This window comes from Lysinibacillus sp. RC79, assembly GCF_041262405.1.
Taxonomy (GTDB): Bacteria; Bacillota; Bacilli; order Bacillales_A; family Planococcaceae; genus Lysinibacillus.
In genome coordinates this window covers 39,694-64,383 of sequence record NZ_JBGCCD010000031.1, presented here as the reverse complement: position 1 = coordinate 64,383, position 24,690 = coordinate 39,694, and the positions used below count along the sequence as shown (strand labels likewise).

The following is a 24,690-nucleotide window of genomic DNA, read 5'->3' as shown; positions in this document are numbered from 1 at the left end:
ATTTAAATAAGCTGCCGCCTGCAAAATACAGACAGCAGCTTCAGAAAGTTGCCTAACCTTTTTTAAAATGTCCTTTACAAAGGGTACATATTATATTTACTGGTTGACCTTTTTTTAATAGAATCTATTATATCAGTAGCCAGTAGTTCCCCCAATGAAGAAAAGTAGTATAAGGAAAAAACAGGATAAAAGGAATTTATGGGTGTCATCAAGACACTTTTGTAGTTGTAGATTTAATATTAATAAAACAAATGGTGTGGCAGTTTTTTATACTCCCATGCCATTTTTTACTAGTCAATATCTTACAAGAGAGCCTTAACCAAATGTGTTACACTGACTATCAGAAATCAAAAGGAGGTTGTTCGTATGGGACAAGAAGAAAGAACGGTACGTTTTGATCATGATTTACAAATAGAAGCTTATCGTTTTGAAGGAATCATGCAAAAATTTCCGAACCACTTCCATGAATATTATGTGATTGGGTTTATAGAGAGTGGACAAAGACGATTATCTTGTAAGAACAAAGAATATGTAATAGGTACAGGTGATATTATTTCTTTTAACCCTCTGGACAATCATGCCTGTGAATCAATTGACAACGAAACATTAGACTATCGTTGTTTGAATATCAAGCCTGAAATCATGCGAAAAGTTACAAAAGAGATTACAGGGCAAGATTATCTTCCTTCTTTTGCTGCTCCTGTTGCCTACCGTAGTGAACACGCTCAATTGTTACATAATCTTCATCAGATGATTATGGATGAGATATCAGATTTTAAGAAGGAAGAAACTTTTTATTTTCTTATTCAACAGCTTATTGAAGAATATACCATAGCCATCGAAGACACAGAACCGAGAGCTATTAAACAAGAAATTGAAAATGTCTGTCACTACCTAGAAGTACATTATGGAGAACATATTGCTTTAGATGATTTAGCAAAGATAGCTGATATGAACAAATATTCTTTGTTACGCTCATTTACCCGAATTCGGGGGATTACCCCGTATCGTTACTTACAAACGGTACGTATTAATGAAGCAAAGAAACGATTGGAACAGGGTGTAAAACCACTTGATGCGGCAATAGAGGCAGGTTTTGTAGATCAAAGTCATTTTAGTAATTTCTTTATGGAGTTTATTGGATTAACACCTGGACAATACAGGGATATTTTTATTCAGAATGATAAATGATCTGCTTTAATAATTTCCCACGCATTTCCATTTGGGATTCAACTCTTGGTAAAAAATCATCATCGGAAAAACGTAATCCCAAATAAGATATAAAAAATAAGGAGTGATTATTTTATGCTTAATGAAGAAAGTCGCTTTTCCAAAGCTCTCAAATCGATTGCTAGAGATCAAGAACTAAAAGCCTATTTTCAAAATACAAAAGAACTTTTCCCGATTTTTATTAAAGGTGCTAAACGATTTGTGGCTGGAGAAACACGTACGGAAGGGATAGAGCGTGTTATAAATCTATATAACAAAGGATATCAGGTTTCATTAGAATTTATTGGCGAAAATACAACATCCGAAGAAGAATGTAGGCTTGCCAAAAATGAATTTAAAGAATTAATAAAAGATCTCGGAAATAATCAATTGAAGGCTACCGTATCATTTGATCTTTCTCATATCGGAATGATGATTTCTGATGAAGTAGCATTTACTAATTTAGAAGAATTAGCAAAAGAAGCACAAAAGCAAAATATTCAACTAATGATAAGTATGGAAGAATCACAAAAAACAGATAAAATTTTATCACTATATAAAAGGATATCAAAATCATTCTCAAATGTTGGGATAACATTACAAGTTCATTTGAAGCGTTCATTTATTGACCTAAATGATCTACTGAAAACCTCGGGTAGAATACGTTTAGTAAAGGGGGCTTATCAAGAGTCTGAAGGTATATATATTCCAAGATCCGAAGAGTTAAATAAACGGTATATAGAATTTGTATCTATGTGTATAGATAATAATCATCCATTGTCTGTTGCTACACATGATGAAAATATATTGATGGACCTAAAAGCAAAAGGATTTCTTTATAGTCCGAATGTAGAAGTAGAGATGTTGGATGGGGTTCGACCTGACTTATTAAGATCTTTAAAGGAGGATAATATCCAGGCTAAAGTTTATGTAACATATGGTAGTGAGTGGTATTTATATTTAGTTCATCGTATTGCTGAATATCCTCCGAATATTTATACTTTTATTTCAGATATAATTGAACAAAATACCGATAGAGAAAAAATACATATTAAATAATGAAATATTTTTTCTGACGTTTCCTATAATTTGATATTTTTAACAATTAGGCGCTTTAATGGTAGAACACAGCATAAAAATGATCAAACTTTTTTATAAAAATTGTATAATGCTTCGCAAAGAATAAACCCATTTTGATCAATCTTTTTTCAAAACGGGTTTTTTTATTTAACGCAAAATATGGGTTTGCGAGGTGTTTTTTTGATCAAACTTTATTCCTAACGAATATCTTTTGTCTGTACACAACTCAATCGTGACGCATACAACTTAGTCGTGATGCAAATTTGTAAAAATCAAAAGAGGTTTATTTAACTGTTACTCAACAGTAAGTAAACCTCTTTTTCAATATTGCAATTTACAAGTGAAATTTTTGTATAATTTTCCTTTTTAAGAATTATATTTACAGTACAGATATTTGTGTGCTAATTCAAGCGACAATAACCCCCTTACCACATAGAAAGAAGGTTTTGTAAGATGATGGAACAACTTAATCTAATGAATCTAATTTCCCTCTTATATATTTCGCCCGTGCTTCAATATAATCCAATATATACTCTGGTTCCTTATCAAATAAATGGATATCGTCTTTTTTATAAGGATCTTTTTGAATATAAGGTCTTATTAAATTATGCATACCTTGTATTTTCGGTTTCAAATAGTCTACATTAAATTGGTTGCTTAAAATAACTTTTAGTAAGTTTTTGTATTGACGTCGAAATGTTTTTACGTCGAGAATTCTTGCGGTAAGCGTATTAAATCCTTCGATTCGTAAATAGTCTTCCTCCATCACTTTCCCGTTTACATCCCTTCCCCATGTTGCATCGTAATCCCACGGGATGACTTCGAATTGCCTAGTTTCGCTATTTTGGTATAATGCGTAATTATGAACAAAACCATCAAAATTTTGGGTGAAAACAGCGCCAGCCAACCAGCTAAGATACTGATTAACATTGAGGTATTTCACAATTTCATTTTCAAATTCAGCCTTTGAAATGGTATTAATTTCAATAATCATTTTTTGTAAATGAAATTCATCTTGTTCTGTCCCATATTTTAGTTCATAGCCAGCCTTGAGTGATTTCTTTACTTCTTTATCAAGATCACTCATCAACGAAAAGTTAGCATCGCCATCAACCGCATAGAATATTGGTCCTTGCGGTAGTTGTCGATTCTTAAGGAAATACTCATCCACTGATTCTAATTCCAAATAAAGCCCCTCATTTTTCCCATTCAATTTCATATTTACAAATTGGGACTTTGGCGATAAGCACCCTATTTCATTGAAAAAATCGAGCGATAGTTTATTTCTTAATAGAGAAGGATCTTTATATTCTGCGTTGATATGAATTTCTTTGGTATTTCTATACGTACTTGGCTTATTAAACGAAATGTGATACGACTTCTTTCGAAAATCCCGGATATGGGAGCCACGATAGGCGATATCAATATCATACTTTCTTTTGTTAATCGTTAGCTTGGCAGAGATAGGATCGTCACACCATATATCTTTCTGAAGTTCACTTAAATCTAAAGGATGAATAAAAAGATGATATTCAGGTATTATTATGCCGTTAAACACGCGAATTCTTTCCTTTCATTTTTAAATTATTCGTATAAAACAAAATGTAAGATTCCACAAAAAGATATAGAGTTTATATTCTCCTTTCGAAAACTATGCGATTGACTCTAACATCTTTAGTGCAACCTCATATATTACGATTAGGGAAAGAAATGTGCAGAGGCATGGGTTTGATTCTTTTTGAAAAAGGAATCTACCTTCTTTCTCTAAAAAGATGAAAGGAGGTTTGAATATGTCACTTATACAGAATGCAGTAGAAATTGCTAACAACTCAGGGTTAGGTCACTTCATGCACCAGGATCCTATTAGTAACGAACGATGCACGAGCGGGAGACGTCGAACTTCACGAAAACAGCGACGCACGAGCAGGGTACGTCGAACTTCGCGAAAACAGCGACGCACGAGCAGGGTACGTCGAACTTCGCGAAAACAGCGACGCACGAGCAGGGTACGTCGAACTTCGCGAAAACAGCGACGCACGAGCAGGGTACGTCGAACTTCGCGAAAACAGCGATGCACGAGCAGGGTACGTCGAACTTCGCGAAAACAGCGACGCACGAGCAGGGTACGTCGAACTTCACGAAAACAGCGACGCACGAGCAGGGTACGTCGAACTTCACGAAAACAGCGACGCACGAGTAGAGTACGTCGAACTTCGCGAAACCAACGACGCACGAGCAGCTTTTGGAATGACTTATTTTTTTAAAAACTTCAGTCGATTTTTCGCTATCTGAAGAGTATGTAACTAAATGTTATTCAATGGACTATTGAGTGCGACTGTATAAAAAGTTAATTAGTTCTTACTAGTTAACTTTTTCTGTATTATTCCTATCGAAGTCCAAGGTTGAAAGAAAAGTGAAAGGTCAGCTGGGGGTGGGTTCCGTCGGATCTCTTCATTTATGTATATTCTTCTGGATGAATTGTTATCGTTGTGTATTATATACATCTATCAGAATTGTTTAAATCAATGTAGCCTATCCACTTTTCTCGTAAAAATCAGAAATTTAAAAAAAGATTCCTAGAACGGCGTGACCCGTCACGGGATCCTCCTATTCCTTTGTATCTAGGAATAGCGGGAAACATTTGATGTCCTACATTAAAATGCATTGGATTTAACACTTTTTATCGCCCTTCTTAGGGTATAGTAAAGGATATGTTTAATTAATGAAGAAGCTTAGACTAAGACCCATATTTGAGATCTTTGCATGGTTTGCATGGAACGATTTTGGATTGTTCCGCAAATCGCCACCTATACAACTACTCTCCAATTGCCACTTAAGTAACGCTCAACAGTTTATAATTTATATTCGGCAGTATATTTAACCATAGAAAAACTGCCCCCCTATTGTTAGATAGGGTCTAACAATAGGGGGGCAGTTCAAGAAAAGAGAGGTTTTTCTTGTAAGTTACTTTTGATTAGGTTCTATATAGTAAGGACTTACATGAATAAGGACTTCCCCTACATCTGGGAATCTATTTAATATTTCATTTTTTATCTCACGACCTATATCATGGCCTTGTTTAATGGTTAAATCATATTAAGTGATAGACGAATGTCTAGAAGTTTATAGTGACCGTGTTCCCTTGCACAGGATTTTATCAATTCGTTGTACTTGATAAAATTCATGAATAGTGGCTTCATATCCGTCTAAAAGATCCTGATCCACACTTTTTTCCATTAAACCATCAACAGAAGGTTTAATTAATTCCAATGCAATTCTAAAAATAAAATAAGCTACTATAGCACTTGCCATAGCGTCAGCGTATAACAAAAATGTCCTACCAATTGCATTTCCTATAATCGCAACATCTTGTTTCATGGTAATAAAGATATTTAAAAACAATAAAGTCGATTAAAAAATAATAGAGTTGTTTAAAAAAGGGTATATCCTTGCCGCGAAATAGTGATTGTTCTAAGCTAATCCTGATTCTATAATAGTGAATGTAGAATAGTTAAATAACAATTAATGAGGTGGCTTATGAAAAGGCAATGGAACTTAATATTAGCACTAATTGTGGTCTTAATTATCGCGGTTTTTTCAGTTATCAATGTTGACATGGTAACGGTTAATTATTTGTTTGGAAAAGCAGAGTGGCCATTGATCCTTGTCATTATTGGGTCAGTCCTATTGGGAGCCCTATTAACTGGATTAATTAGTATGATGAAAATTTATCAACTTCAAAGAGCTTTGAAAAAGGCAGGAGGTGAAATAGATCAACATTCTTAAATGTTGATCTATTTCACTAAGAGTCCTATTGTAAAACAACACTTAGAATTAAACGATTTTAATTTAAAAGTAGAGAAGTGTAACTTTATTTTAATCCGTCCTAAAAATTAGGACGGGTTATTTGTATTTGGGGTTAGAAAATTAAATAACTTTATTGTCACTCTACACTTTTGTAGCTTTGAAATAAAGTCATTCTGTTTACAAAAAAGATGTACCGTTTTTCCCCTTTAGATTATAGTTATCTAGGGAGCGTTTTTATGTCTAAGAGAGCAAGGACATCGGAAGTAGAAAAGTGGATTAAAGAAGGTCGTGGTACTGGGATAGGTGCAGGTTGGATGGTACTTAACGGGCTCGAATAAGATGGTTGAATTTGAAAATCCTGATGGTGGTTCTCCAACGGTTAGAGCTTTTGAAAATGCACTCGTTTAAGCAAATAATGATCAAGACTACATGTGGATTGGTGGTTTAAATATGGTTGTTGAGCTGCTTAAACATTTAAATTCTAACAATGCATGGTCAAACTAACCCTCAGGTAAACTAGATTTGTTAGTTAATAGTTAATAAAAATATTTAGTTATATATTGAATATTTTTAACTGGATAGAAGTAAAGGGGAAAATATGAGAAAAAAAGTTATTTTATCATTAATGTTAATGACATTTCTTTCTGCTGTAGAAGGAACAATTATTAGTACAGCAATCCCCCGTATAACGAGTGATTTGTCAGGCGTCGAACTTGTTAGTTGGGTATATGCAATTTATATGCTTGCCACAGCTGTTTCGACTCCAATATACGGGAAACTGGCTGATTTATTCGGTCGTAAAAAAGTTTTACTTATCGGAGCTACAATATTCTTAGTCGGCTCTGCACTTTGCGGTGTCGTTACATCGATGGAACAGCTTATCGCCTTTCGAGCCCTTCAAGGTCTAGGTGCTGGCGCTATTATGCCAATAACAATGACAATCATTGGTGACTTATATAGCGAAGTGAAAGACCGTGCAAAAGCACAGGGTTGGATTAGTGCTGTTTGGGGCGTCTCTGGTGTTATCGGACCATTAGTTGGCGGATTTTTAGTTGATTCTCTTTCTTGGCGCTACATCTTCTTCTTAAACGTTCCATTTGGAATTATCGCTTGTTTAATGATTGTCATTTATTATAAAGAATCTATTAAGCCTGCTAAGCACCATATCGACTATCTTGGTGCAACAGTATTCTCATTAAGTGCAATCGCTCTACTATACGCGCTATTAACAGGTAGCAGTAAGCAAAACTGGGGGGACATTACAATAATTGGCCTCTTAATCTTTGCAGCTGTTGCATTCATTATTTTCTTATTTATTGAGAAAAAATCTCCGGAACCATTAATTCCGCTAGCACTTTTCTCTAACCGTACATTATCTACTATAAATATACTAACTCTTATTTCTGGTGCAATGCTTATTAGTGTTACCATGTATCTTCCAATTTGGAGCCAAGGTGTATTAGGAAAAAATGCGACAGACGCCGGGCTCATTTTAATGCCACTTCCTGTTATGTGGACATTTGGGACTATTTTTTCTGGTAAATTAGTTGATAACTTAAAAACGAAACAAATCATTCTACTTGGAGCTAGCGTTATTTCAATTGCTGCCTTTTCACTATTTACATTGTCAGCAAATTCGCCAGCATTCCTTATTTATGTTGCAGTTGGATTATTCGGCTTAGGAATGGGGCTTATTGTACCTATTTACATGGTAACAATTCAAGCAGCTGTTCCATCTCATACGCGTGGGACAGCAATTGGCTTAAACACATTTATCAATACGTTTAGTCAAACATTAGGTGCTGCAGTTTTCGGGGCGATTTTCAACACGATGATTCATGCACGCGGTATTAAAAACCTTGATCTTGTATCTTCTGGTGGACATGAAGGAACTACAGCAAACGTAGTAACTGAATCACAAGAAGCATTAGCTTCAAGTGTACATTTCATTTATATGAGTACTTTTATATTAGCACTAGTAACTTTAGTAATTGTTTGGTTCTTATTAAAGCCATCCACACAAACTAGTGAACACTGATAAATCAATGATGAATAAAATCATGCATAACGAGTAAAGATGGAAAAGAGCCAACCCCTTTGTTTACATGGGTTTGGCTCTTTAGCAAATTTCTTAAAATATGTTAACTAGATGTGTATGAATAATACAAAAGAATGCCTTGTCAATGATACCTTTTTTCCTTTTAGAAAAAGTTCATACATTGGTTTTCTCATCTAACACTGCTATAATTTTGAAACCTTTTATATAAAAGAATAGTTACATCGGGAGGGCAAATTTGCTTAATAGAAAAATCTGGGGCAGAATTTTATGCTCCTTGTTAGCGTTTATAACTTTGACTTCATGTTCATTAAACAGAGCAGGTGAAGATGAAAATAAAGAAATTGAACCTAGAGAGAGGGTTTCTCTAGCATTACCGAACTCCACACAACTACATTTGGAAGCCAATGGTTTACTACTGCAAAAAACAAAAAGTTCGAATGAAACGTATATTCGTTCAATGGATCAAACAACGGTCTATAAATTATTTGAAGATGGGGAAAACGTGGGTTCCATCAAGATCACTGTTCGAGAAATCGATAATGGGGATTTCTTCATTTTCACTCAATTACAAAACAAAAGCAGCAAAGGTTATAGTGCCTCGATATCGTACCCTATCAGCGGAAATGTAAAGTATGATTTGACAGATTTCGAACGACAGGAAATTCAACATGAGCACGATCATGTATCCGGTGTAGATCCAACCACCTATCCTATCGGCCTGTTAAAAGTAAAGGAACACAAAAAATTAATGACCAATATGATGATAAGCCGAAACTACGTATCGAAAGAACTGATAACAAAGTATGAGAACGGGGACAAGAGTGTGGTCCGGGAGTTGACGAGTGAAAATAAGGCCTTGGAATTAATTAATAATGATAAAGGCCTTACTGTAAAGCTTCCACTTCAATCAGTAGGAAAAGATTTATCTGAAAACTGGGTGTTAGTGTCACAAGAGCCTCTGTTTAAAAAAGAAGAAGCGCTCGATGAATGGATTAGTCAAAGTACCAAACAATACAAAGAAACTAACAAATGGTATACAGCCGAAGGGCCTTATACAAAACTCCCGTGGTCAATCGAACCTGCAACAAAGGTAGGATATGGGCGAAACCTAGTGAGGGTCCAAGATAAAAAAGCATTAGATCACTATGAAACTACGCAGGAGCGATACTTCTACGATTTGCTATTAAATTCTGTTGCGAACTTATTTATTTTTCAAGGAGATAATAAAGGGTTATGGGAAACGGAGTATACGAGTACGTGGTTGAAAAAAGATTACGGAATCAAAGCTCCCTATATCGATACTAGGCATAACGAAAAAATCGCGTTATTCCTAAAAGAGGCAGGGGACATCCTTGACATCAAAGAACTCAAAAACTCGACCATCACCTATGCAGATTTTTTAGTCGATCAGGCGGAAAACGGAAACAAAATCGAAGTTCCAAAAGGTGGTTACCTTGTGACCGATTATTATTCTCCTCAGCAGACAAAGAAGACACATACTTCCTTAAATCATGCTTTAGGAGAAATGAATTTCTTACTAGAAACCTATCAACAAACAAATGAAGAATCCTATTTAGACGTAGCCAGAAATATGAGACGAGGCGTTGAAAACATCGGAGAAAAATGGTTACGAGAGAATGGGGATGTGTGGTATCAAGTGAATGGTGATTTCACTTTTGAAGGAACCGATTATCCTCTCTTGACGTTAGAAGATTTACTGAAGTCTCAACAATCTTGGGAGGCAGTTGGAGAAAAACGAAGTGAACTATTTGATCGACTCATTCGCTCGAAAGCACATTATCTTATGGAAAGCAAACAGGAAATTCTTCGACCGGTAGGGAACGCTCTTATCAACCAAGGATTTGGGGATATCATAGAAGGATACAATAATATTCCTAAGTTCTAATAAGCCTCATATGTTGTTAAACGGGCGCGATTGTTCGGCACAAATGCAGAAAATGATCAATCTTTTTTTATAAAATAAACAATTGTAAAAAACTAGGGAGAGCTTCCGTAATGGCGTTTTTTATTTGATTTTCATTGAAGATTTTAAAATATTATTTGCTTTGAATTACAACTATAATACATGAAAAAACGAAGGCTTCCTCAATGAGATTGAGGAAGCCTTCGTTTATCTTAACAATTTTCAGTGCCGCAATGTAGGGTTGAAATTTTAAGGGAAAGTAGAGGAACAAAATTCATAATGGACTTATTAACATTTATAGATGGAAGGATAAAAATGGAATAGTCCTAACAAAATCTAATGAAAATTTTACTTATTGTAAACCTGGTGATAAGTACTTGTACAGCCATTGGGGTCGGGTATATAGCCTATAAACAAAGTACAAGCCCCAAGGCAATAGATAAATAAACGCATATTTAGTATGCCCTTTTTAGTTTTGGTTTTTTGTCTATAAAAAGGTTAGCATCTTAATTCCTATGGTTCTAGGACATTTTGTATTTTAAATCACGCCAATTACATTTAAAAATACGATAATAATTGCAATTGGTGCTATATAGCGAAGTAAGAATAACCATAATACAAATAATTTATAGCCTTTATTTTTACTTACACCCAGTTCTCTCATTAATACATCTTTCTTCATTTTAAACGGTACGAAGATCGCTACTAATAATACACCGAGTGGCATAAGAATATTACTTACTGTAAAGTCTGCAAAATCAAAGATTGTTTTTCCAAACAATTTCACATCGCTTAATACGCCAAATGATAGCGCCGATGGAATCCCTACAACAAAGATTAGTAAACCGACAATCAATGCCATTTTTTCGCGTTTCCCTTTACCTTTTGTCGTTAAAGAAGCCACGCTAATTTCCAACATCGAAATGGCTGATGTTATCGTTGCAAAGAAAAATAGTAACAAGAAAATAATGAAGAATACTTTCCCAAAGGCCATTTTACTGAAAATCGCTGGCAAGACAATAAATAATAGACCTGGTCCTTGAGATGGTTCCATTCCAAATGCGAATACTACCGGGAAAATAGCAAGCCCTGCAAGTAATGTAATCACAAGCGTTAAACCGACGATAGAAAATGCGGAACGTGGTAAACTTTCTTCTTTCGGTAAATATGAGCTATACGTAACCATTACGCCTACACCGACAGATAATGAGAAGAACGATTGCCCCATGGCATATAAAATAATTTCAGATGTAACATTTGAGAAATCAGGCTGTAAGAAGAAGCGAACCCCTTCTCCTGCACCGTCTAATGTAAGAGCACGAATAATTAATACAAAGAATAAAACAAATAGTGCTGGCATGAAATACTTATTTACTTTTTCAACACCGTTTTGTACACCTTTACTTACGATAAAAATAGTCATAAGAATAAATAATAACTGTGATCCAACCGCTAAAAATGGATTGGAAATGATTTCATTAAAAGTTGCTTCGTACGCACCATTTCCTTCCCATAGTCTACCTGTAATTGCATTCCATAAATATAATAAAATCCATCCTCCTACAACACTGTAGAATGAAAGCAATATGAAACAAGTGACTATCCCTAATTTTCCGACCCACGGCCATAGCGTCTTTGGAGCAATAGTTCTATATGCTTCAACAGCCTCTTTTTGTGTACCTCTCCCAATAACAAATTCTGCTAATAATAACGGTAAACCAATTAATAAGGTAAAACCGATGAAAATAAGGAAGAACGCACCGCCACCTCCAATACCGGCCATATACGGGAACTTCCAAATCGCACCAAGACCTATCGCTGAGCCTGCTGCAGCTAAAATGAAACCTAATTTCGATGTCCATTGCTGTGAATTCATCTCTTTATCTCCTCTCTTTTTCTATTTCTTTGTTTATGACAATTCGGTTTTTATAATATTGTTCTATCGTGACTCCTTTCTCATACAACCACTTCCTCTCAAAAAAAAAACGCCCCTACAAAATACGTAGGGACGATAGAATATCGCGGTACCACCCTAGTTATGAAGATACAACAAGAGTAAGACCTAAATAAAAAACGTCCCTACGCAAATACGTAGGGACGATAAAATATCGCGGTACCACCCTAGTTATGAAGATACAACAAGAGTAAGACCCAAATAAAAAACGTCCCTACGCAAATACGTAGGGACGATAAAATATCGCGGTACCACCCTAGTTATGAAAATACAACAAGAATAAGACCTAAAAAAAACGTCCCTACGTAAGTACGTAGGGACGATATATATCGCGGTACCACCCTAGTTGTGAAAAAAATTCTTCACCACTTTATTTGATAACGGTATTCACTACCGTCTTCCACTTCCTCACAACGTGTGATTTATGAAAGATGCTCCAGGTCGAAATTCATGATAATCTATATACTGATTCGCACCAACCACCAGCTCTCTGATATAGGGAGATTTTCACTACTTAATCCTATCATTGCCCAAATATTAATTTTTCGAATTGATAATATCATTTTTATCACACATTAAAAATAGAGTCAACTAAATTTTTGAATTTTTATGTATCTCAACGTATATATTTATACGGGTTCGGTTCTAACAAATTCACTTATGAAAAGGTCATACCTAGACAAAAAATGAGGATCACTGCAGAGCAGAATCCTTATTTTTTAAAAAATTAATAGGACTTAGCTTAATAAAAATACTACCAAATAAAATCTTTATTAGGCCATCTATTACAAAAAAGACGTCTAGATTTACGTTAGCAATGATTAATCCTATGAATGCATTGATTATTAAAGTGATTGATAGAAAAAGCATTAATTTCCTATGTGTCGGAATAAAAGTTAAGAAATGAACGCCGACAGCTAAAATAATTAATAGCCAGCAAGTTCTATAATCATCTGCGAAAAATTGAAGAATGACAAAAACTAAAATAGCCAATAACATAATTGAAAAATTAGACCACTTTTTTTGTTCCCGTGTTCCAGGACCGACTGCTAATTTCTCCCGTGTTTTAGGGCTTAATTGCCAAATCATACCTAGCACATAAACGATGGCAAAAGGCCAAACATTCAGATAACCGTTATATTTTAGAGCAACACCAGTTGTGGTAACAGATAACAATGCATTTACTTTTGAATACGCTGCAGATGTGATTGCAACAGCAACAACAGCTTCTAACTACACACTTGGAGGAATGTACCTTAATTTAGTTATTTGAGTTAAGGGATACATTTCCTTAAAGGCTTTTTAGATAAGAAGTATATGTTTCATGATGTTTAGGTATTCGCTTCAGCGGCTGGTTGAGTCAAGAGTCTCTTCGGGTGGCAAACACGCTTTTCTTAGTAAAAATTAGTGCACATATAAACATAAAAAAAAATCCAAACTAATTTCATGTCAAATTTTTTAGGAGGTTACCATGGCTAATTCAAGACACTCGAAACCCGATGATAGGTCTAATAACGTTGAACGAATTCGTGATATCGTTAAGAACACTGAAGAAAAACTTCATGAAGCGGAAATTAGTTTGGAATTTGCAGACCCAATGCAAAGTGAAATGATTAAGGAAAAAAATAAGCGGCGCCAACAATCAATTGAAGGATTAAAAGAGGAAATGAAAGATGAAATGGCAGCACGTAAAAAAGGAGAAGTGTAAAATTGGAGACTTAGGAAGAGGAACTAACTTATCTCCATCTTTCTAATGATAAAAAAGTGCTTGCCTACAAAAGCAGATGGTATTGTATCTGTAAATTTATTTTGGGAGTCATGTTGAATTATTAGCTTTCAAAAAATTAAATAAATTAATTCATCTTTTTAATTTATTGACAATTCAAATAAAAGCACTATAATAATTATCAAGATTTGCATAACGAAAAATTGTTGATAACAATTTGGAGTATAAGAGTAAAAGTGTTGAAGAGAACTAGTAGTTTTAATGGAACTTACAGAAAGTAGCCGGTTGATGAGAGGCGCAAGGAAAGTTAAAATGAATTCATCTTGGAGCTGCGTACCGAACTTTAATAGGCTACGACGGGTTTGCATCCGTAACAATGCAAAGGTATCGCTTTTAGCCGTACCTATAGAGAAGAGTTATGTGAGTAGCTCTTAAATTAAGGTGGTAACACGTTCATAACACGTCCTTTAGGTTGATTCCTAAAGGGCGTTTTTTTTATCTTCATTCAGCAGAAGTGGTTGGTAAGATGAATGCGATGTGATTCCTTTTCAGTGGGTGTCCTAACACCAATATAGAGGAGCTCAGTCTAAGAACGTCACGTCCTATGGCAATTTATCTGTAGCGAAAGCAAAGCAACAGCTACAATTACGCCAAGGCGAAATTGATTTTTTACTCTTATAGAACTTGCAATATTAATTCAATATTTAAGGAGTTGTATTGTATGTTTTTAAAACTGGAAGAACAATTAGAAATGATTCAAAAGGGTATAGGTAAGATCGTTAATGAAGGAGAGGTTTTGCCTGATAACATCCCCACAATATTAATTGAAATAGGGGAAGAGTCTGTTCTAGATATTATTCCATCATTAATTGCTGAAGGATATATTAAAAGTAAAAGTGAGTTTATGCGATTAATGAAACAAAAGGGTGTTTCTTTAAATGGGGAAAAACTTGTAGAAGATGATACTGACATAATATTAATGAATGATGAGGTTTTACAAATTGGGGAGCAACAATATATACGATTTATAAAATAAGGGAGTTAAGTAGATTATTAAAGCGCCAAAAATAATAGATGGTTATTGTATCAATTGTGCCTGTGAAATTTGACTGTGGAATGATCCTTTTTATTTTCTTGATATAATAATTATGCAAGGCTGCCTTCAATAGATTGTATACTTTATCAGCTTTATGGTTCTTCTTATAGAAGGAAATCATGCAAATAATCCAAGTCTTTAAAGGTTATCCGCTACAAGGGCAATCTAATGTGTAGGTATTGCATAATCCCTTTAAAACAAAAGATATTGATGAATAATTTATAAAAATGCAGTGAATTGTTATGTCAAATAATAGGGTATGAATATCTAGAGTTTAACTTTAAAATTGAATTTTTTGTTAATTTATCTCTCATTTTACCATTATCATGTGAAATAATGGTATGCTATATCACGATAATAGTTTATGGAGGCGGTATTATGTATTACAGTAATGGTAATTATGAGGCTTTCGCACGTCCTAAAAAACCAGTGGGTGTTGATGAGAAATCGGCATATCTTGTTGGTTCGGGGCTAGCTTCACTTTCAGCCGCATGTTTTTTAATTCGTGATGGTCAAATGAAAGGTGAAAATATTCATATTCTCGAAGAACTAGATATCTCAGGAGGTAGCCTTGATGGTATTCTAAATCCGACTAGAGGTTTTATTATTCGTGGTGGTCGGGAAATGGAAGATCATTTTGAATGCCTATGGGATTTATTCCGTTCAATCCCATCTTTAGAAATAGAAAACGCTTCTGTTTTAGATGAATTTTATTGGTTAAATAAAGAGGATCCTAACTATTCAAAATGTAGATTGATGGATAATAGAGGTCAAAGACTTGAGGACGATGGTAAGTTTACATTATCTGATAAAGCATCTGAAGAAATGATTAAATTATTCTTTACTCCTGAAGAGAAATTAGATGATGTAAAAATTACAGATGTTTTCTCTGAAGAGTTCTTTGAATCGAACTTCTGGCTATATTGGTCTACGATGTTTGCTTTTGAAAAATGGCATTCAGCAATGGAAATGCGTCGTTATATTATGCGTTTCATTCATCATGTTGGGGGTCTACCTGATTTATCTGCATTAAAATTTACAAAGTATAACCAGTACGAATCTTTAGTACTTCCTATGATTAAATATTTAGAAAGCCATAATGTTGATTTCCAATTTAATACTGTTGTAGAGAATGTTTTGGTTGATAAAGTTGGAGACAAAAAGGTAGCCCATACTTTAGTGTTAAAACAAAATGGTGTGAAAAAGAATATTGAGCTAACAGAAAATGAATTAGTATTTGTTACAAATGGTAGTATCACGGAGAGTACAACTTATGGTGATAATAATACGCCAGCCCCTGTAAGCACTGATTTAGGCGGAAGCTGGTCACTTTGGAAAAACATCGCTTCCCAAGATTCTGAGTTTGGTAAACCAGAAAAATTCTGTGATGATCTTCCGGAAGAAAGTTGGTTTGTTTCGGCAACACTTACTACATTGGATGATCGAGTTGCTCCGTATATTGAAAAAATCAGTAAAAGAGATCCATATGCTGGTAAGGTAGTTACAGGTGGTATTGTAACTGCTACAGATTCTAATTGGATGCTAAGTTATACATTAAACCGACAACCTCATTTTAAAAATCAACCAAAAGACCAATTAGTAGTTTGGATTTATGGTTTACTATCAAATAAACCAGGTGATTTTATTAAAAAGAGTATCACTGAATGTTCAGGAATAGAGATCGCGCAAGAGTGGTTGTACCATATGGGTGTACCTGTAGACGAAATACCGGATATTGCGCAAAATTCATGTAATACTATTCCATGTTACATGCCTTATATAACATCTTACTTCATGCCTAGAGCAATGGGAGATCGTCCTTTAGTCGTCCCTAATGGATCGGTTAACTTAGCCTTCATGGGTAATTTTAGTGAAACAGAAAGAGACACTGTATTCACAACAGAATATTCAGTAAGAACAGCGATGGAAGCTGTTTATCAATTGCTAGATATTGATCGAGGCGTTCCAGAAGTGTTTGCATCTACTTATGATATTCGTACTTTGCTCGCTTCAACTGCTCGCTTACTAGATGGTAAAAAATTAACAGACGTAGATGCTCCATTTATCTTAAAACAAATAGGTAAATTTGGTATTCATAAAACAAAAGATACGATTATCTATGATTTGCTTAAAGAAAGTAAATTGATTTAGAGATATGTGCTAAAAAAGCTGATTCATAATTGAATCAGCTTCTTTACATTAAATAGTGAATTTTTTCATTTCGTCTCTTAAAGCATCAGAAATAGCATTTAGGTCCTTAGCTTTTTCAGAGACAGTCTCGATGCTTTTAAGCTGTTCATTTGCGGAAGCGGAAACTTGCTCTGTTCCAGCAGAGGTTTCTACTGCAGAAGCAGATATGTTTTGTACGGCACTAATGATTTGCTCCTTGCGTTCATCCATCTCATGAGATAAATGTTTCACCTCTTGTGCCACTTCACTCGTTTGATCTAGAGCTGTCTTTATTGTATTAAAGATCTCACTAGTATCCTTTGTAGCCTTAGCATTTTGTTCGACAATGCTAAGGCTCGTACTAATTTCCTGCACAGCACTTTTAGAAATATCCTGAATTGCAGAGATTTTATTCTTAATATCCTCAGTAGCATTAGATGTCTGTTCCGACAATTTTCGAATTTCATCAGCAACAACTGCGAAACCTTTCCCTGCTTCGCCCACGCGAGCTGACTCAATGGATGCATTCAGAGCTAATAAATTAGTTTGAGTTGCGATATCTGTAATTGTATTGACAATACTTGATATATCAGATGAAGTTTTATCTACTTCTTGAACGATGTTACTTACCTGTTGTGAAGATTCGCGATTCTTCTCTGACCAAATAGAGAGTTGGTTGACAGTTTCTACACCTTGATTACTTAAACGATCAATATCTTCAGTCATGGAAGCGATCTTCTCTGTATGATCAATAACACGATCAATATTTCCAGATAGTTGATTTAATTGTTCAGCACTTTTTTCTGTATCATGAGCTTGCTCTTCTGTAGCTTTTGCTATTTCATTAATGGCTGAGCTAATTTCGTCAGTCGTACGTACCGTATCTTCAGCTATTTGAATAAGAATCTTTGAGGAATCTGATAACTCGGAACTAGTATTATGTATGTTGACGGTAACATTCTTTAATGCCAAACGCATACCAGAGATGCCTTTTGCCATGAGACCAATTTCATCTTGATGATTTAATAGCTTATCTAACTCAGGATTTTCAGTAAAGTCTAAGCCTGCGGTTTGATGAATAACCTTTTCGAGATTCTTAATGGCAGCAATAATGTGACCAATAATCCACCACATTAAAGCACCTATAATTATAAAACTCACTATACCTGTAAAAATCTGATAGCCTAGTACAGAGTTTGTAATAGATTGAATGCCGCTTTCAGGCACCCCTATATCAATTACTCCATACAGCTCGCCATCTTTATATATAGGCTCCATGATGTCATATGTCCATATACCTTGAACTTCAGCATACCATCTCGAAAATTGCTTTTTTCCGTGTTCAGCACCATCGACTGTGTATGCATCCTCATATGTTTTTCCTAATTTTTCTTTATCACTATGTGCCACAGCTTTTACATTGGTATCAATGACAATAGCGTAGGTCACATTATCTTGTTGTGCCTTTAACTCCACAAAATCTTGTAAAGATGAGATGGGATCATTCTCAGAATTTAATATAGTTTCAGCTTGCTTTGCGATTTCATAGACCTGTTCATTGGCTTTTTCAATTAAAACTTCCTTACTATTTTTGCCAACAATCCACACACCTAGTACGGAATTGATTACAGATGACAATAACAGCAAACTTAATGTAAAAAACAATAATCGTCGCTTAATACTTTTGTTTTTCAAATAGTTTCCTCCTTTGAGTTTTGTTGGAACTTTATGCCTATAAAAACTCAAATTTTAAGTATAGTATTATGTAATAAAACAGGAATGTCAATAATGAATTGATAGGCTTATTACTTAAGGTGTGATGTATTGGGGTATAAAAGTCCTTTGGTTTTTGATGATTTTATAAAGTTTTGAATAAGGTTTAAATACCTGTTTTAGGAGAGTAAACAGTGTCAGTTGTTTTAAATATCCTCTTATTTACAATTTATGTTAGTAGGTGGCGACCGACTTTATATCGTCGGTTGCTTTTTTAATGTTATAAAATAATAAATCGATGCAACTAACTATCAATCAAAATGCTCTAACGGTATGTAAGAGAAAAAAGAGGTGATGACATGCAATCCGAGTTTCTTGTGAAAAAAGCAAAGAAGGGCGATGGAGAAGCGTTTATACAATTAATCCGTCAATACGAAATGACACTTTATCGGACAGCCAAACGACTTGGTTTGAAAGATGAGGATATTGCAGACCTTCTACAAGATACGATTCTGACAGCGTTTGAAAAAATAGATTCTCTAAAAGAAGCGAAATATTTTAATACATGGATTTGTCGAATTCTTTTAAATAACTGCTATCGCTTTATGAAGCAGGATCAGCGTACTGTACCACTGGATGTGACGACAATGCATGAACTGCGACACCAAGATCAAATTTCACTTGAGCTCGATGAAGCTTTAGAGAGTCTCGATGAGAGCTATCGCATTGCTTTAACGCTTTATTATGTGAATGGACTTACGACAAAAGAAATTAGTGAATTTCTTCATGAATCAGAAGGGACGATAAAGTCGAGGATTTCTAGAGCGAAGCAATATCTGAAAAATAATTATTATGTTGAGGGGACACAATTACTATGAAAAAATCATTAGACGACCGTTTAGATGAGGAAATGAATAGAGAACAAGAAATACCGGAAATTGTGCAAAAAGCTTTTGATCGTTCATATACAGAGATTCGCTCGAAATCAAAGAAAAAGACAAAAAAACGTTGGTTAAAGCCTATTTCAGCTGCGGCTGCATGTGCAGTGCTCGCTTCGGGTGTGATTTTGTCTAATGGTACAGCGATGGCTAAACTAAAAGCATTTCTAGGTTTCCAGGACGCTGGGATTGAACTTGCTAGTCAAAATGGTGAAGTACAATACGTTGGGGTGTCGCAAAGTTCACAAGATGTTACGGTCATACTTGAAAATACATTTGCTGATGCCTACCGTGTAGGGTTGCAAATGGAAATTTTGCCGAAAAATATGGATATAAAAGATATTTATAACGTAAATATTGAATATCGTATGTATGATTCGGCTGGGAAAGAAATTGACTCCCTCGTGTCAGACACAAAGCCTCTCGCCCCAACAGTCATTGCGGCAAGCCCATATATGAATTTGCTAAAAGAGAACGATCAATCTATGATAGTAGAACTTTTATTAGAATCCAAAAAGATGGCATGGCCATCCTTAGATAACGCTCAATTAGTAATTGAAACAATTCATTTCTATACAGAGAAGAAAGGGATTGTCAGTATTAATGGAGAATGGCCATTTACATTGACACCAACGAAGGTTGTAACGCAATCATTTGTAGCGGAAAAACTTGTTGAGGGCATTCAATTACAATCAGCAACCCTTACGAATGGCTCTATGCATGTATCTTTAATGGTTGACGCAGATCTTCTTTATGAGGATGAAAATCAATTTTTTGAATGGGCGTTAACAAATGAAAAGGGAGAGTCCTTTTATGCACGAGGAGCTTCTGTAGAATTGAAAGATGGAAAAACCGTTGTTAATTTAGTTTATCCTTATAGTATTTGGAATAAAGAAAAGCAAATAAGTTTAAATATAAAGGGCTATGAAAAACTGAAATTAATAAGTAAAGAATAATAGAGCGTACAGGAATCTATAAACTCTTTATATTTTTGGATTATATGGTATAGTATGGATTAAAATTACAAAAATACAAGGGGGATTGTTTGATGAGAAGGTATACTTTTTTTGCATAGCAAAGGCTATTGCAATATAGGATAAATTAAATAGCCTTTGCTCTTCCTAAAAAATATTAAATTTAGGAGTGCAAATATGAGCTATAAAAAAGCAAAGCATATTCTACCAGCTGAGTTGCTAGAGTTAATCCAAGAATATGTTGATGGTGAATATATTTATATACCGCGGAGAGCGGAACATAAAAAGGACTGGGGATCCAATACTACGACAAGAAAAGAATTGGATGTAAGAAACTTTAATATTTATAACGATTATCTATCGGGAGCGGACACGGCTACTTTAGGTGAAAAATATTATTTGTCTTCAAAGAGTATTCAAAGAATTGTACTAAAAGAGAAAAGAAGAAGAATAGAATAGAATAGTAGTATAAGCCAGTGTGGTTTTTGACCGCATTGGCTTATTTTCTTTTATGAAATATGTATGAGGTTTTTTCAGGCAATCTAGGCTGGGTATAATTTAATCAGCTTCTTGTGAATTTTCACCTTTAGTTTATTTTGATATTCATTCAAAAAAGGAGAGAAAAAAATGAATTTTACCAAAGTATTAGGGACCTCTTTCCCAACAGTACAAACTGAACGCATTATATTAAGAAGGTTGAAGTTGGAGGATGTTCCTGCGTTATTCAATTATTATTCAAATGAAAATGTATATCGTTATCTTGATTGGAATGGACCTGAAACTTTAGAAAGAAGTTATGAAGTAATTAACTTTTGGAACAAAGGCTATGATGAAGGTTGGATTATTCGTTTTGCTATTGCTGACAAAGAAACCGATGAAATTATTGGTACTATTTTTTTAAGTGAATTTGAAAGCAAACGAGCTGAAATTGGTTATGAATTATCTGAAAAATATTGGCATCGAGGCATTATGTCGGAAGCGGTTAAAGCAGTATTATCAATAGGATTTGATCAGTTAGGTTTAGTAAGAATACAGGCAATTGTCACGGAAGAAAATATAGCTTCAAAGAAACTATTGTCGAAATTCAACTTTAAGGAAGAAGGCTGCTTAAGACAATTTGAATGCCATAGTGTTACTGGAGAATGTAAAGATATGTTGATCTATAGTTTGTTGCATACTGAGTTTTCGAAAAAGAATATATAAGTTTTATGGTAATTTCCGATAGATTTCCAATGAAAAGTGCGACAAAAACCTATTTAATGAGTTTTGTCGCACTTTTATATAGTGTTCTATTTTCCTCTATTTTCGAAAATTCCTGTTAATAGAAATTCCAATATGTGATAATTACAATAAATTAAGGCAATGGGAGGATGGTAAAATGGAGAAAAATATTTTAAGTTTAAAACTAAAAAGATATCGAGAAGAAAAAGGAATCACCCAACAAGAATTAGCTGAGATTTTGGAAGTAAGTGATAAGTCTATATCCAAATGGGAACTTGGGAATGGTTATCCGAGTAAGAGAAATATGCTAAAAATATCGGAGATTCTTGATATCAGTGTGGAAACATTGCTATTAGAGGAAAAGAACGATGATAAAGAAAAAATAAAGTTAAGTATTAATTATAGCTTAATTAGTTATATCATTATTTTTGCTGTAACCTTGATAATCAAAGGTTTGACAGGTGCAGAACAATATCAAAACATTTTATCTAAAGATATTATTGAAATTTTAAAACTACTTGCAAGTGCATTTGTACAAAATATAGGAATTGCTTTACCACCCGCAATTATCATTGGTTTCGTTTTTTATTTTTATATTTTTCCTAAACAATCAAGAGAGTAGATATAAATCTGCTTTCTTTTTTTACAATAAAACTTTATAACTGATAATTTAGAGTTATAGCGTATGAGAAGGTGAGAAAATGCGGATTCAATTTTGGAAAAGTAAAAAGGAAAATAAGGAATGGCGTGGGGGAAATTTAAACGGAAGACCTAAAGTGGCCATAAATGAAATAAAGTTGCTGCATTTAAAGGATGCTGGAAAAAGTAATCGAGAAATTGCACGAATACTTCGCGTTTCAGAAGCTACTATTCGGAGACGATTGAAAGATTTAGAGGGTTAATTTTTCTCTTTATTCGAGACGTTATACATATATGTTATGCGCCAGAAAGGAATGTGTATATATTTCTTCATTTCAGGATTCCAATGGATTAAAAACAAACTCTTCGGTATGATATCGTAAAGAGTTTGTTTTTTCTTAAATATGGATTACATTACATATTTTTCAGAACGAGGGGATGAGTTAGCTTGGAAATATCAATTGATAGCTTACAAGAACGTGACGCAGAAGAATTGTATCAGTTTGAAAAGAATAATAGGCAATTCTTTGAACAAATGGTGCCTAGTCGTGGAGAAGATTATTATAATTTTGAAACGTTTAAATTAAGGCATAGAGAGCTTTTAGCAGAACAACAGGAAGAAAAATCAAAATTCTATTTAATAAGAGATAACTCAGGCAATATTATTGGAAGAATTAATTTAGTAGATATAGATACAACGAATGATATAGCAGAAGTCGGTTATAGAGTGGGGCAAGAATATGGAGGAAAAGGAATAGGGGCTAGAGCATTAAAGCTACTATTGGAAACAGAAATCAGTGTAAAAAAGATAAAAGCAAAAACAACAACAAATAATATTGCATCCCAAAGGATTCTTGAAAAGAACGGTTTTAAACAAGTGTGTATAAGTGATGATAAGTTTGAGATAAATGGCCAAAAACTGCAGTTTATCGATTACCTTTTGGAACTTTAAAAGCCATGGTGTCTTCTGTTGGACTTGATGGATAGTAAAAATCCTGAGAGGGGTGGTTGAAAGAATGTTTAAACGAATCATGATACTTTTTTCAATTATTGCTGCGATCTTTTTGGTGCTCATTACGACTAGTTATATTATTCATCAAATAAAATTATCGAAGGAAGATAAATTATTTACGCCAACAGGGGAAATGGTAGAAGTGAATGGTCATCAGATGCATGTGTACGTAGAAGGAAATGGAGAAGAAACGCTTGTATTTATGTCTGGGGGAGGCACAAGCTCACCTGTTTTAGATTTTAAATCATTATATTCATTGTTAAGCAATAAATATAGAATCGTTGTCGTTGAAAAGGCAGGTTATGGCTTCAGTGACATTACAGATTCTGAGCGTGATATTGATACAATTTTACAAGAAACAAGAGAAGCTCTATTAAAATCAGGTGTTGAAGGACCATATATTTTAGCTCCTCATTCTATGTCTGGTATTGAAGCATTGTATTGGGCTCAAGTCTACCCGAATGAAGTTAAGGCGATTATAGGATTGGATATGGCTGTTCCTGCTGCATATAAAGATTATGAAATAAATATGCCTCTAGTTCATTTAAGTGCCTTTGCCGCTAATATTGGTTTTACTAGATGGATTCCGGGCCTTTCTGAAAGTGATGCCATCAAATATGGGACTTTGACAGATGAGGAAAAAGAATTGTATAAAGTGATTTTTTATCGTAGAACAGTAACTAAAAATATGGTGAATGAAATTAATCATATTAAGGCAAATGCTGAAAAGGTAGGAGCGGCTGGAATCCCAAATGTTCCAATGCTTTTGTTCTCTTCAAACGGTCAAGGGACAGGTTGGAATGAAGATGAGTGGAATGAATTTCAAAAGGAGTTCATCAGCAAGCATAAAGACGGCACATTAATAAAATTAGATTGCTCACACTATATTCATGATATTGAATTTAAGCGAATAGCTGATGAATCAGAAAAATATATAGAGAGTTTAAATCATTAGGCTCATCACCAAAAGTTGTGTATGCCATTTGTTAAAAAGTATGCCACATATATAAGTTGATTGGAGTGGAGACTGGGCGACTCCTTGGGGATTAGCGTCACAGATGAGACCCTGGAGCGAAGCGAAGCGGCTCATCGGACGCCCCCAGGAAAGCGCCCAGTTGGAACGGAAAGCAACCACACGTTATGATGAATAACCCAAAAATTACTAATTG

Annotated in this window: 23 protein-coding genes, 1 pseudogene and 2 other annotated features; of the genes and pseudogenes, 18 read left to right on the top strand and 6 right to left on the bottom strand. The window is 34.6% G+C overall.

Translation table 11 applies throughout. The features are described 5' to 3' along the window. Nucleotides 1-366: 366 nt before the first annotated feature. Together ABH968_RS22100 and ABH968_RS22095 are read left to right on the top strand one after the other, a co-directional pair. Nucleotides 367-1,191 carry an AraC family ligand binding domain-containing protein gene (locus tag ABH968_RS22100; protein ID WP_370047486.1) on the top strand — a complete coding sequence of 275 codons (825 nt, stop codon included), beginning with the start codon at nucleotides 367-369 and terminating at the stop codon, nucleotides 1,189-1,191. A 114-nt stretch (nucleotides 1,192-1,305) separates the two neighbouring features. Next, nucleotides 1,306-2,268, top strand: coding sequence for a proline dehydrogenase family protein (locus ABH968_RS22095; protein ID WP_370047484.1), 963 nt, complete (start codon nucleotides 1,306-1,308; stop codon nucleotides 2,266-2,268). A gap of 487 nt (nucleotides 2,269-2,755) precedes the next feature. On the opposite strand, the gene ABH968_RS22090 is transcribed toward ABH968_RS22095, so the two are convergent. Continuing rightward, nucleotides 2,756-3,847 (bottom strand): CotH kinase family protein, encoded by a 1,092-nt coding sequence (locus ABH968_RS22090; protein ID WP_370047482.1) that lies wholly within the window; start codon nucleotides 3,845-3,847, stop codon nucleotides 2,756-2,758. A gap of 214 nt (nucleotides 3,848-4,061) precedes the next feature. Between ABH968_RS22090 and ABH968_RS22085 the strand changes: the two are divergent. After that, nucleotides 4,062-4,145 (top strand): annotated as a pseudogene (locus tag ABH968_RS22085) (CotG/ExsB N-terminal domain-containing protein); the annotation flags it as partial. 20 nt (nucleotides 4,146-4,165) lie between these two features. Continuing rightward, nucleotides 4,166-4,489, top strand: coding sequence for a hypothetical protein (locus ABH968_RS22080; protein WP_370047491.1), 324 nt, complete (start codon nucleotides 4,166-4,168; stop codon nucleotides 4,487-4,489). 764 nt (nucleotides 4,490-5,253) lie between these two features. On the opposite strand, the gene ABH968_RS22075 is transcribed toward ABH968_RS22080, so the two are convergent. Both ABH968_RS22075 and ABH968_RS22070 read right to left on the bottom strand, forming a co-directional pair. Further along, complete coding sequence (locus ABH968_RS22075) at nucleotides 5,254-5,373, bottom strand: cation transporter dimerization domain-containing protein (protein WP_370047490.1); 120 nt, start codon at nucleotides 5,371-5,373, stop codon at nucleotides 5,254-5,256. Between the two features lie 39 nt (nucleotides 5,374-5,412). Beyond that, nucleotides 5,413-5,619: a cation diffusion facilitator family transporter gene (locus ABH968_RS22070; protein ID WP_370047481.1), complete on the bottom strand. Its 207-nt coding sequence runs from the start codon at nucleotides 5,617-5,619 to the stop codon at nucleotides 5,413-5,415. 207 nt (nucleotides 5,620-5,826) lie between these two features. Between ABH968_RS22070 and ABH968_RS22065 the strand changes: the two genes are divergently transcribed. The 3 genes from ABH968_RS22065 (at nucleotide 5,827) to ABH968_RS22055 (ending at nucleotide 10,061) form a co-directional block, all read left to right on the top strand. Continuing rightward, a complete protein-coding gene (locus ABH968_RS22065) occupies nucleotides 5,827-6,075 on the top strand; it encodes a LapA family protein (RefSeq protein WP_370047479.1) in 249 nt (82 codons plus the stop codon). Between the two features lie 619 nt (nucleotides 6,076-6,694). After that, nucleotides 6,695-8,134, top strand: a complete 1,440-nt coding sequence (locus ABH968_RS22060) for an MDR family MFS transporter (RefSeq protein ID WP_370047477.1) — start codon at nucleotides 6,695-6,697, stop codon at nucleotides 8,132-8,134. Between the two features lie 256 nt (nucleotides 8,135-8,390). Continuing rightward, nucleotides 8,391-10,061, top strand: a complete 1,671-nt coding sequence (locus ABH968_RS22055) for a hypothetical protein (RefSeq protein WP_370047476.1) — start codon at nucleotides 8,391-8,393, stop codon at nucleotides 10,059-10,061. A 556-nt stretch (nucleotides 10,062-10,617) separates the two neighbouring features. On the opposite strand, the gene ABH968_RS22050 is transcribed toward ABH968_RS22055, so the two are convergent. Next, entirely contained in the window at nucleotides 10,618-11,955 is a 1,338-nt protein-coding gene (locus tag ABH968_RS22050) for a sodium-dependent transporter (RefSeq protein ID WP_370047474.1), read from the bottom strand. 390 nt (nucleotides 11,956-12,345) lie between these two features. Next, nucleotides 12,346-12,569 (bottom strand) — a binding site (T-box leader). Nucleotides 12,570-12,726: 157 nt separating this feature from the next. Then, entirely contained in the window at nucleotides 12,727-13,209 is a 483-nt protein-coding gene (locus ABH968_RS22045) for a DUF6609 family protein (protein ID WP_370047472.1), read from the bottom strand. 295 nt (nucleotides 13,210-13,504) lie between these two features. On the opposite strand from ABH968_RS22045, the gene tlp reads away from it, so the two are divergent. The 3 genes from tlp (at nucleotide 13,505) to ABH968_RS22030 (ending at nucleotide 17,006) form a co-directional block, all read left to right on the top strand. After that, nucleotides 13,505-13,741, top strand: coding sequence for a small acid-soluble spore protein Tlp (gene tlp, locus ABH968_RS22040; RefSeq protein ID WP_370047470.1), 237 nt, complete (start codon nucleotides 13,505-13,507; stop codon nucleotides 13,739-13,741). A 248-nt stretch (nucleotides 13,742-13,989) separates the two neighbouring features. Further along, nucleotides 13,990-14,230 (top strand) — a binding site (T-box leader). 250 nt (nucleotides 14,231-14,480) lie between these two features. Continuing rightward, nucleotides 14,481-14,795, top strand: coding sequence for a tyrosine--tRNA ligase (locus tag ABH968_RS22035; protein WP_370047469.1), 315 nt, complete (start codon nucleotides 14,481-14,483; stop codon nucleotides 14,793-14,795). Nucleotides 14,796-15,233: 438 nt separating this feature from the next. Next, nucleotides 15,234-17,006: an oleate hydratase gene (locus ABH968_RS22030; RefSeq protein WP_370047467.1), complete on the top strand. Its 1,773-nt coding sequence runs from the start codon at nucleotides 15,234-15,236 to the stop codon at nucleotides 17,004-17,006. Nucleotides 17,007-17,054: 48 nt separating this feature from the next. Here ABH968_RS22030 and ABH968_RS22025 read toward each other — a convergent pair whose 3' ends face one another. Further along, nucleotides 17,055-18,719: a methyl-accepting chemotaxis protein gene (locus ABH968_RS22025; RefSeq protein WP_370047465.1), complete on the bottom strand. Its 1,665-nt coding sequence runs from the start codon at nucleotides 18,717-18,719 to the stop codon at nucleotides 17,055-17,057. Between the two features lie 377 nt (nucleotides 18,720-19,096). Between ABH968_RS22025 and ABH968_RS22020 the strand changes: the two genes are divergently transcribed. From ABH968_RS22020 to ABH968_RS21985, 8 genes are all read left to right on the top strand, one after another. Beyond that, nucleotides 19,097-19,615 carry an RNA polymerase sigma factor gene (locus ABH968_RS22020; RefSeq protein WP_370047463.1) on the top strand — a complete coding sequence of 173 codons (519 nt, stop codon included), beginning with the start codon at nucleotides 19,097-19,099 and terminating at the stop codon, nucleotides 19,613-19,615. Beyond that, entirely contained in the window at nucleotides 19,612-20,631 is a 1,020-nt protein-coding gene (locus ABH968_RS22015; RefSeq protein WP_370047461.1) for a DUF4179 domain-containing protein, read from the top strand. Before ABH968_RS22020 ends, ABH968_RS22015 begins: the two co-directional genes overlap by 4 nt. Before the next feature lie 195 nt (nucleotides 20,632-20,826). Further along, nucleotides 20,827-21,108, top strand: a complete 282-nt coding sequence (locus tag ABH968_RS22010; protein ID WP_370047460.1) for a CD3324 family protein — start codon at nucleotides 20,827-20,829, stop codon at nucleotides 21,106-21,108. Between the two features lie 168 nt (nucleotides 21,109-21,276). Continuing rightward, nucleotides 21,277-21,852: a GNAT family N-acetyltransferase gene (locus tag ABH968_RS22005; RefSeq protein ID WP_370047458.1), complete on the top strand. Its 576-nt coding sequence runs from the start codon at nucleotides 21,277-21,279 to the stop codon at nucleotides 21,850-21,852. 175 nt (nucleotides 21,853-22,027) lie between these two features. Next, on the top strand, nucleotides 22,028-22,492 hold the full coding sequence (locus ABH968_RS22000; RefSeq protein WP_370047456.1) for a helix-turn-helix transcriptional regulator: 465 nt from the start codon (nucleotides 22,028-22,030) through the stop codon (nucleotides 22,490-22,492). A gap of 79 nt (nucleotides 22,493-22,571) precedes the next feature. Then, nucleotides 22,572-22,772, top strand: coding sequence for a helix-turn-helix domain-containing protein (locus tag ABH968_RS21995; protein WP_370047454.1), 201 nt, complete (start codon nucleotides 22,572-22,574; stop codon nucleotides 22,770-22,772). 185 nt (nucleotides 22,773-22,957) lie between these two features. Further along, nucleotides 22,958-23,461 carry a GNAT family N-acetyltransferase gene (locus ABH968_RS21990; protein WP_370047453.1) on the top strand — a complete coding sequence of 168 codons (504 nt, stop codon included), beginning with the start codon at nucleotides 22,958-22,960 and terminating at the stop codon, nucleotides 23,459-23,461. 64 nt (nucleotides 23,462-23,525) lie between these two features. Next, a complete protein-coding gene (locus ABH968_RS21985) occupies nucleotides 23,526-24,476 on the top strand; it encodes an alpha/beta fold hydrolase (protein WP_370047451.1) in 951 nt (316 codons plus the stop codon). Nucleotides 24,477-24,690 lie beyond the last annotated feature (214 nt).